The 14,742-nt window shown below is 38.9% G+C and carries 15 protein-coding genes; all 15 read left to right on the top strand.

Annotated elements, in window-relative coordinates; all coding sequences use genetic code 11:
- Window positions 1–104: 104 nt before the first annotated feature.
- The 15 genes from ACOI1D_RS11690 to ACOI1D_RS11620 all read left to right on the top strand — a co-directional run bounded on the left by ACOI1D_RS11690 (window position 105) and on the right by ACOI1D_RS11620 (window position 14,640).
- Window positions 105–464, top strand: a complete 360-nt coding sequence (locus ACOI1D_RS11690; protein ID WP_422501468.1) for a response regulator — start codon at window positions 105–107, stop codon at window positions 462–464.
- A 194-nt stretch (window positions 465–658) separates the two neighbouring features.
- Window positions 659–1,522, top strand: a complete 864-nt coding sequence (fba, locus tag ACOI1D_RS11685; protein ID WP_422501467.1) for a class II fructose-1,6-bisphosphate aldolase — start codon at window positions 659–661, stop codon at window positions 1,520–1,522.
- Window positions 1,523–1,692: 170 nt separating this feature from the next.
- The gene (fsa, locus tag ACOI1D_RS11680; protein WP_422501466.1) at window positions 1,693–2,331 is read left to right on the top strand and encodes a fructose-6-phosphate aldolase; all 639 of its coding nucleotides are present in this window, start codon (window positions 1,693–1,695) and stop codon (window positions 2,329–2,331) included.
- Window positions 2,332–2,474: 143 nt separating this feature from the next.
- Window positions 2,475–3,761 carry a UDP-N-acetylglucosamine 1-carboxyvinyltransferase gene (locus ACOI1D_RS11675; protein ID WP_422501465.1) on the top strand — a complete coding sequence of 429 codons (1,287 nt, stop codon included), beginning with the start codon at window positions 2,475–2,477 and terminating at the stop codon, window positions 3,759–3,761.
- Window positions 3,762–3,905: 144 nt separating this feature from the next.
- Window positions 3,906–4,874 carry a class II fructose-bisphosphatase gene (gene glpX / locus ACOI1D_RS11670; protein WP_422501464.1) on the top strand — a complete coding sequence of 323 codons (969 nt, stop codon included), beginning with the start codon at window positions 3,906–3,908 and terminating at the stop codon, window positions 4,872–4,874.
- A 548-nt stretch (window positions 4,875–5,422) separates the two neighbouring features.
- Window positions 5,423–6,703 (top strand): transcription termination factor Rho, encoded by a 1,281-nt coding sequence (gene rho, locus ACOI1D_RS11665; RefSeq protein ID WP_422501463.1) that lies wholly within the window; start codon window positions 5,423–5,425, stop codon window positions 6,701–6,703.
- A gap of 183 nt (window positions 6,704–6,886) precedes the next feature.
- Window positions 6,887–7,129: a type B 50S ribosomal protein L31 gene (locus ACOI1D_RS11660; RefSeq protein ID WP_422501462.1), complete on the top strand. Its 243-nt coding sequence runs from the start codon at window positions 6,887–6,889 to the stop codon at window positions 7,127–7,129.
- A gap of 644 nt (window positions 7,130–7,773) precedes the next feature.
- Window positions 7,774–8,394: a thymidine kinase gene (locus ACOI1D_RS11655; RefSeq protein WP_422501461.1), complete on the top strand. Its 621-nt coding sequence runs from the start codon at window positions 7,774–7,776 to the stop codon at window positions 8,392–8,394.
- A 517-nt stretch (window positions 8,395–8,911) separates the two neighbouring features.
- A complete protein-coding gene (locus tag ACOI1D_RS11650) occupies window positions 8,912–10,483 on the top strand; it encodes an FMN-binding glutamate synthase family protein (protein ID WP_422501470.1) in 1,572 nt (523 codons plus the stop codon).
- Between the two features lie 60 nt (window positions 10,484–10,543).
- The gene (locus ACOI1D_RS11645; RefSeq protein WP_422501460.1) at window positions 10,544–10,978 is read left to right on the top strand and encodes a hypothetical protein; all 435 of its coding nucleotides are present in this window, start codon (window positions 10,544–10,546) and stop codon (window positions 10,976–10,978) included.
- A gap of 229 nt (window positions 10,979–11,207) precedes the next feature.
- Window positions 11,208–12,278, top strand: coding sequence for a peptide chain release factor 1 (gene prfA / locus ACOI1D_RS11640; RefSeq protein ID WP_422501459.1), 1,071 nt, complete (start codon window positions 11,208–11,210; stop codon window positions 12,276–12,278).
- 1 nt (window position 12,279) lies between these two features.
- Window positions 12,280–13,122, top strand: coding sequence for a peptide chain release factor N(5)-glutamine methyltransferase (gene prmC, locus ACOI1D_RS11635; protein ID WP_422501458.1), 843 nt, complete (start codon window positions 12,280–12,282; stop codon window positions 13,120–13,122).
- A 50-nt stretch (window positions 13,123–13,172) separates the two neighbouring features.
- Entirely contained in the window at window positions 13,173–13,502 is a 330-nt protein-coding gene (locus tag ACOI1D_RS11630; protein ID WP_422501457.1) for a hypothetical protein, read from the top strand.
- A gap of 59 nt (window positions 13,503–13,561) precedes the next feature.
- On the top strand, window positions 13,562–14,173 hold the full coding sequence (spoIIR, locus tag ACOI1D_RS11625) for a stage II sporulation protein R (RefSeq protein ID WP_422501456.1): 612 nt from the start codon (window positions 13,562–13,564) through the stop codon (window positions 14,171–14,173).
- Window positions 14,174–14,238: 65 nt separating this feature from the next.
- Window positions 14,239–14,640, top strand: coding sequence for a hypothetical protein (locus tag ACOI1D_RS11620; RefSeq protein WP_422501455.1), 402 nt, complete (start codon window positions 14,239–14,241; stop codon window positions 14,638–14,640).
- Window positions 14,641–14,742: the final 102 nt, after the last annotated feature.

Genomic DNA, 14,742 nt, shown 5'->3' with positions numbered 1-14,742 from the left:
TGATTTTTGAGAGAAAAAGCAGGAAAAATCACACTACATAGAGAAGTTTAATATTTAGGGATAGCGTTCTTCAAAGAAATGAGGGAAGGTTAAGGATATTAGAAATGAAAAAGCATATTTTAGTTGTAGATGATCAGCCAGGTATTCGATTTTTATTAGATGAAGTGTTCACAAATGAAGGATATCAAGTATCAACAGCAAATACAGGTAAAGAAGCTTTAGATAATATACATACTGAAAAATTTGATTTAGTTATAATGGATTACAAGTTACCAATTATGGATGGGTTACAAGTAGTAAAACAACTTGAACGTGAAAATCTAATGATTCCGGCTATATTGATGAGCGGGTTAGCAGAGATACTGGCAAAAGAAGCAGATTCATGTCCATTAGTTAAGCATGTACTAGCAAAACCATTTAATATCCAAGAAGTTTGTAATATTGTAGATAGTATCTTATATTAAACTGATAAGAAAATATAAGTGCAACTAAGTTTCTCTAAGATATACCATTTTGACGGATTTAGTCAGTGGATTTCTCAGTTAAGCTACTCTATTGTTGCGACTTGATACTCTAATTGGTATTCTTATAATGTAGCTAAATGTAGCTTAATTAAATTCAAATAGGTGAACATCTCATCTAAGAGGAGGACTTTTCAATGCCATTGGTTTCAATGAAAGAAATGCTCGAGAAGGGCAAAGAGAACGGATATGCAGTTGGACAATTCAATTTAAATAATATGGAATATGCACAAGCAATTCTACAGGCTGCTGAAGAAGAGAAGTCTCCAGTGATTCTAGGGGTCTCAGAAGGCGCAGCTAAATACATGAGTGGCTTTAAAGTAGTAGTAACAATGGTGAAATCCCTGATGGAAGAATACGGGACTACTGTTCCTGTAGCTATTCATCTTGACCACGGTTCGAGCTTTGAAAAATGTGCGGAAGCAATTCATGCAGGATTCTCATCAGTTATGATTGATGCCTCAAGCCTGCCATTGGATGATAACATTGCAGTAACAAAGAAAGTTGTTGAACTTGCTCATATCCACGGAGTATCTGTAGAAGCAGAATTAGGTCGTGTGGGTGGACAAGAAGATGATATAATTGTAGATGATGCAGAAGCAGCTTATGCAATTCCATCAGAATGTGAGCGACTTGTTAAAGAAACAAATGTAGATTGTTTTGCGCCTGCATTAGGTTCCGTTCATGGTCCTTACAAAGGTGAGCCTAACCTAGGATTTGATCGTATGGAAGAGGTAATGAAGCTTACAAATATTCCACTTGTTTTGCATGGCGGAACAGGAATTCCTACAAATGACATTAAACGTGCTATTTCATTAGGTAGTGCAAAGATTAATGTAAATACTGAAAATCAAATTTCCCAAGCGAAAAAAATCAGAGAAGTATTAGCTGAACAACCAAACCAATATGATCCAAGAAAATATATGGGTCCTGGTCGCGACGCAATTAAAGAAACAGTTATGGGTAAAATGCGTGAATTTGGTTCAGCTAAACAAGCATAAGTAACCTATAAGGAAAAGCCTAAGTAGTAACATACGTAAGCAAAAAGAAAACATATTTTTTGCTTACGTCCATACTGCTATAATAAGAGCAGTAAATAAATTTTTTAGATAAACTTCGTGTCCTGCAATGCAAACCGAGGTTTTTCTAAACAAGTGAGGAGAACAAATATATGAAGTTTTTTATAGATACAGCTAATATTGAAGAAATTCGTTTTGCTAATGCGTTAGGAATTTTAGCTGGAGTAACAACAAACCCAAGCCTTGTAGCAAAAGAAGGTATCTCGTTTCATGACCGCCTAAAAGAAATTACAGACGAAGTTTCTGGGTCTGTGAGTGCAGAAGTGATTGCCGAAGATGCAGAAGGTATGATTGAAGAAGGTAAGGAACTAGCTGCTATTGCACCAAATATAACAGTTAAGGTTCCAATGACGCTTGAAGGACTAAAAGCTGTTAAAGCATTTAGTGATTTAAATATTAAAACGAACGTTACATTAATTTTTAATGCAAACCAGGCACTTTTAGCAGCCCGTGCAGGAGCGTCCTATGTATCTCCTTTCTTAGGTCGTCTTGACGATATCGGACAGGATGGAATGGATTTAATAGCAACCATTGCTGGAATCTTTGACCGTCATGGAATAGATACAGAAATTATTGCAGCCTCTATCAGACATCCTTTACATGTGACAGACTCAGCATTAAACGGTGCACACATTGCAACAATCCCATACAAAATTTTAGCTCAACTTGTAAAACATCCTTTAACAGACCAGGGTATTGAAAAGTTCCTTGCAGACTGGAATAAAAAGTAAACAAAAAGCCAAATCTATTTAACAATGTTTAACAGAAATACAAAGCGTATAGTATTAGATTGGAAAAATTGTACAACCTAGGAAATAAATCAAACATGAGTGTTCAAAATAAATTTGGACAGCCTCGAAAAGAGGGTTCTTAAATGCAAAAAATGTTAGTTGAAGGTGGAAACCTTTTAAAAGGTCAAGTTAGAATTAGTGGTGCAAAAAATAGTGCAGTTGCATTACTTCCTGCTGCTATTTTAGCTGATTCAGACGTAACGATTGAGGGGTTACCAGAGATTTCGGACGTCTACACACTTGGAGACTTGCTTGAAGAAATTGGTGGGAAAGTCGAGTGGGACGGACAAAAGGTAACAATCGATCCTGAGCATATGGTTTCGATGCCTTTACCAAATGGCAAAGTAAAAAAACTGCGTGCATCCTATTATTTTATGGGGGCAATGCTTGGCAAGTTCAATCAAGCTGTTATTGGGCTTCCAGGTGGTTGTCATTTAGGACCACGGCCGATCGATCAGCACATTAAAGGATTTGAAGCACTTGGAGCAGTAGTTACCAATGAACAGGGAGCAATTTATATACGGGCAAAGGAACTAACTGGGGCACGTATCTATTTAGACGTCTCAAGTGTCGGGGCAACCATCAATATTATGCTGGCAGCAGTTAAAGCTAAAGGGAAAACAGTCATCGAAAATGCTGCTAAAGAACCGGAAATTATTGATGTTGCAACCCTATTAACAAACATGGGTGCAAAAATCAAGGGTGTAGGAACTGATGAAATTCGTATCGAAGGTGTTTCCTCCCTGCATGGATGTACGCATACCATAATTCCAGACCGAATTGAAGCTGGCACATATGCAATAGCTGCAGCTGCCATGGGTAGTGAAGTGGTAATTGATAATGTTATCCCGCAGCATTTAGAATCTGTACTTGCAAAACTTCGTGAAATGGGTGTAACTGTTGAGGAAAGTGATGAACAGCTCTTGATTGCATCAAGAGGGCCATTGAAAAGTGTTGATATCAAAACACTGGTATACCCCGGGTTCCCAACTGATCTACAACAACCATTCACCACGTTGCTCACGAAAGCGGTCAACACAGGTGTAGTTACTGATACTATTTATTCTGCCCGATTAAAGCATATTGATGAATTAAGAAGAATGAATGCTATAATTAAAGTAGAAGGTGGATCAGCAATCGTGTCAGGACCAGTTCAGCTTGAGGGTGCGCGCGTAAAAGCATCAGACCTGCGTGCGGGAGCAGCGTTAATAATTGCTGGCTTAATGGCAAATGGCATCACCGAAATTACAGGACTCGAACACGTTGATCGTGGTTATGAAAAAATTACGGAAAAACTAGTTAACTTAGGTGCAAATGTATGGCGGGAAGAAATGTCAGAGCATGAAATTGAACAATTCCAGAACTCTTAAAAATCAGCACTCTTGACCTAATTTAGGTCAGGCGTGTTAGGTTTGTGTTCAAATTCAACTGTCAACGTTTTTTGTTAGTAGGCAGTGAGGATTCTAGAATTGGGGATTTTTAAAAATACATAATCAGAGGGAGAGAAATCAATCATGGAAAGAAGTTTAACCATGGAAATAGTCCGTGTAACAGAAGCTGCGGCCTTATCATCAGCTCGTTGGATGGGTAGAGGAAAGAAAGAAGAGGCCGATGACGCAGCAACATCTGCTATGCGTGACGTTTTTGATACAATCCCGATGAAGGGTACAGTTGTTATTGGGGAAGGCGAGATGGATGAAGCACCAATGCTCTATATAGGTGAAAGTCTTGGAACTGGTACTGGTCCAAGCGTTGATGTAGCTGTTGATCCATTGGAAGGGACAAACATCGTAGCACAGGGGACTTGGAATGCATTAGCAGTTATTGCAATTGCAGATCATAAAACACTCTTGCATGCACCTGATATGTACATGAATAAACTAGCAGTAGGACCTGAATCTGTAGGTAAAGTCAGTATTAATTATTCGACTCTTAAAAATTTACAAATCGTTGCAGAAGCCAAAGGTAAAAATATAGAAGATGTAGTTGCAACAGTCCTTGATCGCCCTCGCCATGCAGAACTAATTCAAGAGATTCGTGATGCGGGTGCAAGAATTAAATTGATCTCTGATGGTGATGTCGCTGCAGCAATGAACACTGCTTTTGATGATACTGGTGTAGACATTCTGTTTGGTATCGGTGGAGCTCCTGAAGGGGTATTAGCAGCCGTTGCTTTAAAATGTTTAGGTGGAGAGCTTCAAGGCAAATTAATTCCATCAAATGACGAAGAACGCGAGCGTTGCGTGAAAATGGGCATTTCTGATTTTGATAAAGTTTTAACGATGCAGGATTTTTGTGGTGGAGATGACGCTATATTCGCTGCAACTGGTGTTACAGACGGAGAGTTGTTAAAAGGTGTACAATTCAAAGGTGCAAAAGCAACAACCCAAACCGTTGTAATGCGGGCGAAAAGTGGTACTGTCAGGTTTATCGATGGTGAACACAGCTTACAGAAAAAGCCAAATCTTGTAATGGAACAATAAAGGAACATTTCGGTGAGGAAGCCATAAAACCTTGGCTTCCTTATCTATTACTAGTGACAGTTTATAAAATAGAGTTGAATCTTGGTGGTGAAACGTTTAAAATTGTAGATGTTTACTAGTAGTAGATTTTGGATAAGATAGTTTACATTTGGCAGATGTGAAAGTATAAAACTCTCCTATGCTGCATAAGTGCAACTAAGTGGCCATAAAGGCTTGGCGAAAAGCCAAGTTTTCTAAGAAAACTTGTCCATCCAACATTTAAGGTGAGGCAAACGTCAGTATAATGACACCGTACGAATAAAGATACTCCAGCTTTTACTTCCGACATTTCTTCCTATCTTCATGAATTCATCTTCATACTAGAAAAGGAAATCACATCGATTACAAGTTCCACCTATAAGTTCATGGAATTAAGTATAGGAAAAACTGCGCCTTTTTTCATAGAGGCGAATCCTGGTTTTTCTAAAAGTCGGTCAACTAATTTTACTTACAGGACTAGAAAGTTTCCCGAAAGCAGAAATCAAAAATAAATAGGTGTGGTGATTTTTATGGCAGAATTGACAATATCAAATCTAGAGACATTAACATTGAAAGATATTTATGCTCTAGCGAAAGAGTATAAAGTCTCTTACTATGCAAAACTAACAAAGCGTGAACTTATTTTTTCTATATTAAAAGCACAGGCAGAAAAAGACGGGTTTTTATTTATGAATGGAATTCTTGAAATAATTCCTTCAGAGGGCTTCGGTTTTCTCCGTCCAATCAACTACTCATCAAGTGCAGAGGACATCTATATATCTGCTTCCCAGATACGTCGTTTTGATTTACGAAACGGTGACAAAGTATCTGGAAAAGTACGCCCACCAAAGGAAAATGAACGGTATTATGGTTTGTTGCATGTTGACGCGGTAAACGGTGATGACCCTGAGAGCGCGAAAGAGCGTGTTCATTTCCCTGCCTTGACAGCGTTGTACCCAGATAGACATATGAAGCTCGAGATTGAAGCAACTAACTTGTCTACTAGAATTATTGATTTAATGACACCAGTTGGATTTGGACAGCGTGGTCTCATTGTTGCTCCTCCAAAAGCTGGAAAAACAATGCTATTAAAAGAAATAGCAAATAGTATCTCAAAAAACCATCCTACAGCAAAGTTAATTATTTTGTTAGTAGACGAACGTCCGGAAGAGGTTACAGATATAGAACGTTCTGTGCACCCTGACGTTGATGTCGTTAGCTCAACTTTTGATGAAGTACCTGAAAGCCATATTAAAGTATCTGAGCTGGTACTTGAAAGAGCAATGCGATTAGTAGAGCACAAGCGTGACGTCATTGTACTAATGGACAGTATCACAAGGCTTGCAAGAGCATACAACCTTGTAATTCCACCAAGTGGTAGAACGTTATCAGGAGGTATAGACCCAGCAGCATTTCATCGTCCCAAGCGTTTCTTCGGTGCAGCAAGAAACATTGAAGAAGGTGGAAGTTTCACTATCTTAGCAACTGCACTAGTTGATACAGGGTCACGGATGGATGACGTTATCTATGAGGAATTCAAGGGTACCGGTAATATGGAATTACATCTGGATCGTAACCTGGCAGAACGTCGTATTTTCCCAGCTATAGACATTTTACGTTCTGGAACCCGAAAAGAAGAACTGCTTGTTCCAAAATCCCACTTGGATAAAGTATGGGCAATCAGAAAAACAATGCAGGATTCACATGGCTTCCTTGAACGCTTTATGAAACGTTTAAAAAGCTCTAAGAATAATGAAGATTTCTTTAAGCAAATGGATGAAGAAATGGAGCGGCGTGCCGCAAAAAAATAGTAAGAAACTATCAGGTGGATTTACCATGATTTTTCAGTAGATAGTTTGAGGAGATTTCATTGCAATCAACTCACCTGACTGGTATAATGACTTTATGTGAGTTTCGATAAGGTATTAAACCTATGATGGCTCTTACAATAACTCTGTTTCTAAAGGACTCAGGGCAAAAAGGAGTGTAATGACATGAAAAAAGACATTCATCCGGAATACAGAAAAGTAGTATTTCTTGATACAAGTTCAGAATTCAAGTTTCTAACTGGTTCTACTCAAAACTCAGAAGAAACAATTGAATGGAACGATGGTAATTCATACCCATTGATTCGTGTAGAAATAAGTTCAGATTCACACCCATTCTACACTGGTAAACAAAAAGCTGACAAAGTCGGCGGCCGTGTAGACCGATTCAAGAAAAAATATAATATGTAATAAAAAGTGTAGTGAGCTTGCTCAGCTGCGAAATGCTTACGACACGAGCAGCTAGCTCACGAAACTGGATTGTAATAAAAAGTGTAGGCGACTGTTCAGAAGCGGACGCATAAGCAAGAGACCGAAAACGCCTGATTTTTGGCGTTTAAAGTGTCAATTGCTTATGACGGCAGCTTCTAGGAGCCGAAGCTGGATTGTAATAAAAAGTGTAGGCGCTCTTTTATTGTCGTATGAGCTGGACTACTCCGCATGAGATAAAGGAAACACAATGAGCAAAGCGAATTGATGTTGACTTATCGTAAGGAGGAGTGGGAAGGTCACTAGACAATGAGCGCCGAAACTGGATTGTAATAAAAAGTGGAACGCTGATTGCGCAAGCGACCGCTATAAAGTAAACAGGCAAAGTGTCTAAATTTTGCCTGTTTTTTATTTTGCAAAAGGAAAGTATAAAAACTTTTCTTGCTGCATAAGTGCAACTAAGGCGTTCGCCATTAATGCTTGGCGATACGCCAAGTTTTCTAATAAAAAAAGAAAAATAAACTATATTTACCACTACATAAATCTACATTTAATGATAAAATAAGTAGACTAAAGAAAACCGGAAGTACTAAATTTATGGCAACATTGTTGAAAGGAGACCCATCATGTACGTAATGAAACAAAGTGGTTGGGTAGAAGTAATCTGCGGAAGTATGTTTTCGGGAAAATCTGAAGAATTAATTAGACGGGTCCGACGAGCAACTTACGGAAACTTATCAGTACGTGTATTTAAACCTGCATTGGACGATAGATATGCTGAGGATTCTGTTGTATCCCACAATGGAAACTCTACAATCGCAAGACCTGTAAAAAACTCTCAGGAAATCCTTGATCATATTGATAGCAGTGTCGACATAATTGGAATCGATGAAGTTCAATTTTTTGATGAAAGTGTTGTTGATGTTGCTGACGAGCTTGCTAATAAAGGCATTCGTGTAATTATTGCGGGTCTTGATACTGATTTTCGCGGTGAACCGTTTGGACCGATGCCAAAATTGATGGCATTATGTGAATCGGTAACAAAACTAAATGCTATATGTCCGGTGTGTGGATCTCCTGCAAGTCGAACTCAGAGACTAATTAACGGTAGACCAGCATCATATGATGATCCAATTATTCTGGTTGGGGCGTCAGAATCATATGAACCAAGATGCAGACATCACCACGAGGTTCCTAATAAACCCAGCAACCCCATTTTAAAAACACTATCAAAATTAACCAAATAAAACTTAAACCCAGTAGTTGAATCTGACAAGAACTGCTGTTTAAAAAAGTGCCTTGTGCACTTTTTTTGTTTTTTAGGGGGCTCTTACGTAAGTTGATGGAAACTACGGTGATCCATCCATACCGCTATGGAAATAAACCTTCCTAGGGAGGCTCCTCATGCCCGTAATTAACCTGGTTTTTGAAAAAATAAACCGTCGCAGCCTCAGAATCAACCTTCACAGCCCAGGAATCGACCGTTACACGAAAGTATCAACTGCTGCTTCGGAAGGGCACTCGCTTTCGTTGGTTAACGCCTCAGCCTTCTCCTGACCAAACGAATTATTCTGCAGGAAAGGTGTCGAAAAGTAGTCACTACGTCGTTTTAATGGATTTTTTCTTTCAAACAACGATCTTTAAGAAAATAACCTTTAAAAATTGCTGAGTGTCATTTCGTATTTCCACTCTATTCGTATAGTAATGCCATTAATGAAACATCCTAGCCTTAACAGAAAATATCTCTGGAAGGCAGGAGAATCAATGAATTTTGCAGATATCATAACGGTTATTGGGTTTATTATCGTAGCGGTAATTGTTGTTGTACTGATTTGTGTTGTTTTATATGTGTATTTTGTAGACCGAACTCAAAAGCAGCACCCTGTCCTACGTAATTATCCTGTTGTAGGTAGAGTAAGATACTTTTTTGAAAAAGTTGGACCAGAACTACGTCAATATTTTTTCAATAACGATAATGAAGGAAAGCCATTTTCTAGAAGGGATTTCCAGCATATCGTAAGAAAGGCAAAATACAAACGTGATGTAATAGGATTTGGTTCACAGCGAGATTTTGATGAAGCTGGGTTTTATGTGCGCAATTCCATGTTTCCAACGCTTACTGAAGAGTTAAAAATGAATATGGAGACAAAAGTGGAAACAGACCGATATCTGTTAATAAAGGATCCATTGTTTACGGCAAGAGAAGAACGATTAGAACGTCATGAATCGAGTGCCTATCTGCTGCAGGAAGAAGATGCGATTATCATTGGACCAGACACAAAACACCCATTCAAGGTAATGGGGCAAATTGGAATGTCTGCAATGAGCTATGGTTCTCTTGGGGAGAAAGCAATTACAGCACTCTCTGAAGGGTTAGGAATTGCGAAAGGTACTTGGATGAACACTGGTGAAGGTGGATTATCGGAATATCACCTTAAGGGTGGCGTGGATATTATCATGCAAATTGGCCCCGGTTTATTTGGTGTTCGAGACGTTGAAGGAAATTTCGATTGGGATGAGTTATTGGAGAAAAGTAAAATTCCACAATTGAAAGCATTTGAAATTAAATTAGCACAAGGTGCGAAAACACGTGGTGGTCATGTTGATGGCGAGAAAGTAACAGAAGAAATTGCAAGAATACGAAGGGTGGAACCATTTAAATCAATTGATAGTCCAAATAGATTCACTGAATTTGGTGACTTAACATCACTGCTTGGTTTTATCGAACAGATACGGGAGCACACTGGAAAACCTGTGGGTATGAAAGTTGTTATTGGTAGTTCGCATGAAGCGGAGGAATTGGCAAAATTCATGAAAGAATCTGGGAAAAGCCCAGACTTTATTACTGTTGACGGAGGTGAAGGCGGAACAGGTGCCTCCTATCAGGAACTAGCTGATACTGTTGGTTTACCAATAAAATCTGCATTGCCACTAGTCCATGAAGCTTTACTAAAATATGGGGTGAGGGATCGTGTTAAAATCATTGCTTCTGGAAAATTAATATCGCCTGACAGAATAGCTATTGCTCTTGGTATGGGAGCTGATTTAGTAAACATTGCGCGTGCGCTGATGATAACTGTAGGCTGCATACAAACCTTGAAGTGTGAGTCAAATGTGTGCCCGGTAGGTGTTGCGACAACTGACCCCGATCTGCAAAAAGCACTTGTCATTGACGAGAAAAAATGGCGTACCGCAAATTATATAATCACAATGCGAAAGGGCTTATTCCGTATAGCAGCAGCTGCAGGGCTTGATTCTCCTGTGCATTTCTCATCTGAACATGTTGTTTATAAGGATGAAAAGGGAAAAGTACATGCACTTAAAGATGAGGCATAAGTGAAGCAAAACCCCTAACTATGATACAATTAGTTTGTATCGATCAAAGGGGTAATCAACATGATTAGAAAAGTTGGTTTAGTTATCAGTTGCTTCATCATCCTTATTGCGCTGGTCCTTGTTTCAGTTATAAATAGTCAAAAAGAATTTGAAGAAATACTAACGGGCGATACAACAGATATTAATAAAATTATATTAGACACCCCTGAAAATAAAGGGAAAGAGCACAGCACAATAAATGAAAAGAAAATACAGAAATTAGTAAGCTATTTCAAGCAATTTAACTACGAAGGTTTTGATAGCACAGGATTTATGCCAACGAGGGCTGGCATTATCTATCTCTATATTGAAAAAAAGGTTAATTACATTGTTTATTATAACGATGAAGTCATGGTGAATGGCAAAGTGTATGAAGTTAAGGATGGTAAAATAGATGAAGTGTTCCTGTTAAACTATTACCGTAGTTTGGCGGATAGGAAATCCACGCACAATTGAGCTCAGGCACCCTTAAAAACCTGGTCAAGCTTAACTCTGTGAAAGAAATTCGGAGTTAAGTTTGACTTTGAAGTTCACTAGTCGGTAACTGGGCCTTATCACCAAGCTTTACTATCAACCAATTACTTATAACTTTATCACCATTAAAAAAAGGCAGTGGAAAGTCACCTTTGACCTACATACTATCGTATACTATAATTATACTGTTAATGAGAAAGAGGTGGACGGATTGTTAGAACGTTTACAATCGTTAGAAGATCGCTATGATAAATTAAATCAAATGCTTAGTGATCCTGAAATTATCAATAATACAAATAAATTACGCGAATATTCCAAGGAGCAATCTGGATTGGAAGATGTTATTCAGGTCTATCGTGAATACAAAGAAGTTCGAGAACAACTTGACGATGCCAAAGCAATGCTTGAAGATAAGCTTGATAGTGAGATGCAGGACATGGTGAAAGCAGAGATTTCCGAGCTTGTGGAGAGACAAGAGGAATTGGAAGAGAAAATGAAAGTTCTTCTATTGCCAAAAGACCCAAATGATGACAAGAACGTTATTCTCGAGGTTCGTGGTGCTGCCGGTGGAGATGAAGCTGCTTTATTCGCAGCCGATTTATATCGCATGTACTCACGCTATGCAGAGGTACAAGGTTGGAAAACAGAGGTAATTGAAACGAGTTCAACTGGGGTTGGAGGGTTTAAAGAAATCATCTTTATGATTAATGGTCAAGGTGCTTACTCTAGACTTAAATACGAAAATGGTGCACACCGCGTTCAGCGTGTTCCTGAGACAGAATCCGGGGGACGAATTCATACTTCCACCGCTACTGTCGCTGTATTGCCAGAAACTGAAGAAGTTGAAATTGAAATTCACGAAAATGACATTCGTACGGATACCTTCGCATCAAGTGGACCTGGTGGACAAAGTGTAAACACGACTATGTCAGCAGTGCGTTTAACACACCTACCTACGGGCGTTGTCGTATCATGTCAGGATGGAAAATCACAAATTAAAAACAAAGAAAAAGCTATGACTGTTTTGCGTGCGCGCGTTTATGATAAATTCCAGCGTGAAGAACAGGCAAAATATGACGAGTCAAGAAAGTCAGCAGTCGGAACTGGAGACCGGTCTGAGCGTATTCGTACGTATAATTTTCCACAAAATCGTGTAACAGATCACCGCATTAATTTAACCGTGCAGAAGCTTGATCAGATTTTAACTGGAAAATTGGATGAGTTTATTGAAGCCCTACAAATGGAAGAACAAGCCGAAAAGTTAGAGCAAATCGGTGAATAAAATGAAAAAAACAATAAATCAATACGAAGTCCTACAGTGGGCTTCTCTTTTTTTACTAAAACACAATAGAGAAGAAAACGTTGGACAGCTATTATTGCAGCATTATTTACAAGTCTCACGTTCTACTTTCTTTGCTAATATGCGTGAAAATATTGCAGATGAGGTTGTGGATAAATTCAAACAATCTATTATACTGCATGCAGAAACCGGCATTCCAATTCAGCATATTACTGGGGTAGAAACATTTTACGGTAGAGACTTTCAAGTAAATAAAGATGTACTCATTCCAAGGCCTGAAACGGAAGAGTTGATTGAGCATATTGTTACAACTGCAGGTGACAAAGGACAAACGATTGTTGATGTTGGAACTGGGAGCGGAATAATTGCGATTACACTTGCTCTGGAACTACCTAATTCCAACGTATACGCAACGGATATTTCTCCTCAGGCCTTAAAGGTTGCAAGGCAGAATGCAGAAAATCTAAAAGCAAACGTTACATTCTTACAAGGTGATTTTTTACAACCTCTAAATGACTGTTCCTTTACACCTGATTTGATTGTTTCCAACCCACCATATATTGCAAAAGCGGATGAACAGACCTTATCTGATACGGTAAAAATGTTTGACCCACATCTCGCATTGTTTGCGGATGACAATGGCCTGGCCGCATATAAAAATATTATTGATAGCATTCAACCAGGTGAAAAAAGCATTATTTTTGAAATTGGGCATCTACAGGGTCAAGCCGTAACCCAGCTGCTAAAGGATAAGTATCCAAAAGCAGAGGTTTTAATAATTAAGGATATAAATGGACACGACCGCATTGTTTCAGCAAAAATTTAAGGTTGTGGGAAAATGAAACAATAGATGCTTAGGGGGAACCTAAGCATCTATTGTTTTATATTAATGGAATTCTGGAGTTGAGCAACATAGCATCGAAGTTGATCGTGAACCGCCCCAAGTTGAGCGAGCAAGCCCAAGAGTTGAGCGGCAGCCAGGAAAAGTTGAGCGACCCCGGCCAGAAGTTGATCGTGAACCGCCCCAAGTTGAGCGAGCAAGCCCAAGAGTTGAGCGGCAGCCAGGAAGAGTTGAGCGACCCCGGCCAGGAGTTGATCGTGAACCGCCCGAAGTCGAGCTATCCCACCACCCAAAAGGAGCCCCCCATAAAACATAAAATAAACCCCCTCTCCCACCACATTCTATTATTTTTACTAGTTTACTAGTTTAAAATTATTCCTAACCGCCCATACTGATTAAAACAAACGTATGAGGGGGAAAAATAATGAAGAAGACCGCATTTATTGTACTTATATTTTTTATTTTATTTATATCGATGCCGTTAAATGGCGCAAGTGAACCGACGGACGACTCTATCAATTACCAGGTGATTCCGGATGAGGCGATACGATTACGGATTTTGGCAAATAGTAATGGAGATCGTGACCAAAAAGTTAAACATGCCGTTCGTGACGCTGTTAATGCTAGTATTTCAACGTGGGTTGCAGACATAACAGATATAAAGGAAGCAAGAAAGTTAATTCAGAAGAGGCTTCCTGAGATTAAGAAAATTGTAGCTGAAACACTGGTAAAGGAAAATAAAGAGCCAATCTATGAAGTGAAATATGGATCGAATGTTACATTTCCGACAAAGCTTTATGGTTCTTATATATACCCCGCTGGCGAGTATGAAGCAGTTTTGATAACAATTGGTGAAGGAAAAGGTGCCAATTGGTGGTGTGTACTTTTTCCACCTTTATGCTTTCTGGACTTTGCAAATGGAACATCCGTCGCATCAGTAAAACCGTCAGTGAACGAAGAACCTGTTGAAAAAGAAAAGGAAGGCAAACCTGTCGAAACGAAATTCTTTCTATTTGAATGGTTTGGGTGGTCATAAAGCCAACCAATCATGCATAACATAGTTTTAATAGATGAAAACTAGCAGTTGGAGAGGTGAATTAGATGGAATTGATTCTAGCAAAAGATGTATCACATACGAGATTAGATCAATTTTTAAACAATAACCCAGATGTGGATAAGTCACTGATAACGGATAAAGGCTATGTCGTTCAAATTGATGAGCAAATAGAGGGGTGTTTCATCTTAGACAGCATGGAAGATGGAGTCCACTGGTTAAAAAAATTGCACGTAACAAGTCGCGCTGCACAAGGATTGCCAGTTATTATTGAAGCAATTTTAACCATAGCTAAGGAAAATCACGCAACATGTGTATATGTCCACAGTCAGCAGCCTTTAGTTGATATTTTGTTGGAGTCCTTGCAATTTCGTCCACAAAAAGGTGAAGAACATAGTAATATTCCAGTAAAAAGTAATGGTAGCTGGTGGACATATGAAGTTTCTTAGAAGATATTCACAGGACTTGTTCACAACCTGTCAATAAGTTGGGGATAAAACACAACTTATACACAATCTATCAACAGGACAGTAAGAATAGAAACGTTACTT

The sequence above is a fragment of the Virgibacillus sp. DJP39 genome, assembly GCF_049310925.1.
Classification (GTDB): Bacteria; Bacillota; Bacilli; order Bacillales; family Amphibacillaceae; genus Virgibacillus_F.
This window is presented reverse-complemented; position numbering and strand designations above follow the sequence as displayed.

What these genes read in the sequence shown, in the direction of transcription:
- ACOI1D_RS11690 (WP_422501468.1), top strand. Translation starts at nt 105, where the DNA reads ATGAAAAAGCATATTTTAGTTGTAGATGATCAGCCAGGTATTCGATTT.
- fba (WP_422501467.1), top strand. Translation starts at nt 659, where the DNA reads ATGCCATTGGTTTCAATGAAAGAAATGCTCGAGAAGGGCAAAGAGAAC.
- fsa (WP_422501466.1), top strand. Translation starts at nt 1,693, where the DNA reads ATGAAGTTTTTTATAGATACAGCTAATATTGAAGAAATTCGTTTTGCT.
- ACOI1D_RS11675 (WP_422501465.1), top strand. Translation starts at nt 2,475, where the DNA reads ATGCAAAAAATGTTAGTTGAAGGTGGAAACCTTTTAAAAGGTCAAGTT.
- glpX (WP_422501464.1), top strand. Translation starts at nt 3,906, where the DNA reads ATGGAAAGAAGTTTAACCATGGAAATAGTCCGTGTAACAGAAGCTGCG.
- rho (WP_422501463.1), top strand. Translation starts at nt 5,423, where the DNA reads ATGGCAGAATTGACAATATCAAATCTAGAGACATTAACATTGAAAGAT.
- ACOI1D_RS11660 (WP_422501462.1), top strand. Translation starts at nt 6,887, where the DNA reads ATGAAAAAAGACATTCATCCGGAATACAGAAAAGTAGTATTTCTTGAT.
- ACOI1D_RS11655 (WP_422501461.1), top strand. Translation starts at nt 7,774, where the DNA reads ATGTACGTAATGAAACAAAGTGGTTGGGTAGAAGTAATCTGCGGAAGT.
- ACOI1D_RS11650 (WP_422501470.1), top strand. Translation starts at nt 8,912, where the DNA reads ATGAATTTTGCAGATATCATAACGGTTATTGGGTTTATTATCGTAGCG.
- ACOI1D_RS11645 (WP_422501460.1), top strand. Translation starts at nt 10,544, where the DNA reads ATGATTAGAAAAGTTGGTTTAGTTATCAGTTGCTTCATCATCCTTATT.
- prmC (WP_422501458.1), top strand. Translation starts at nt 12,280, where the DNA reads ATGAAAAAAACAATAAATCAATACGAAGTCCTACAGTGGGCTTCTCTT.
- spoIIR (WP_422501456.1), top strand. Translation starts at nt 13,562, where the DNA reads ATGAAGAAGACCGCATTTATTGTACTTATATTTTTTATTTTATTTATA.
- ACOI1D_RS11620 (WP_422501455.1), top strand. Translation starts at nt 14,239, where the DNA reads ATGGAATTGATTCTAGCAAAAGATGTATCACATACGAGATTAGATCAA.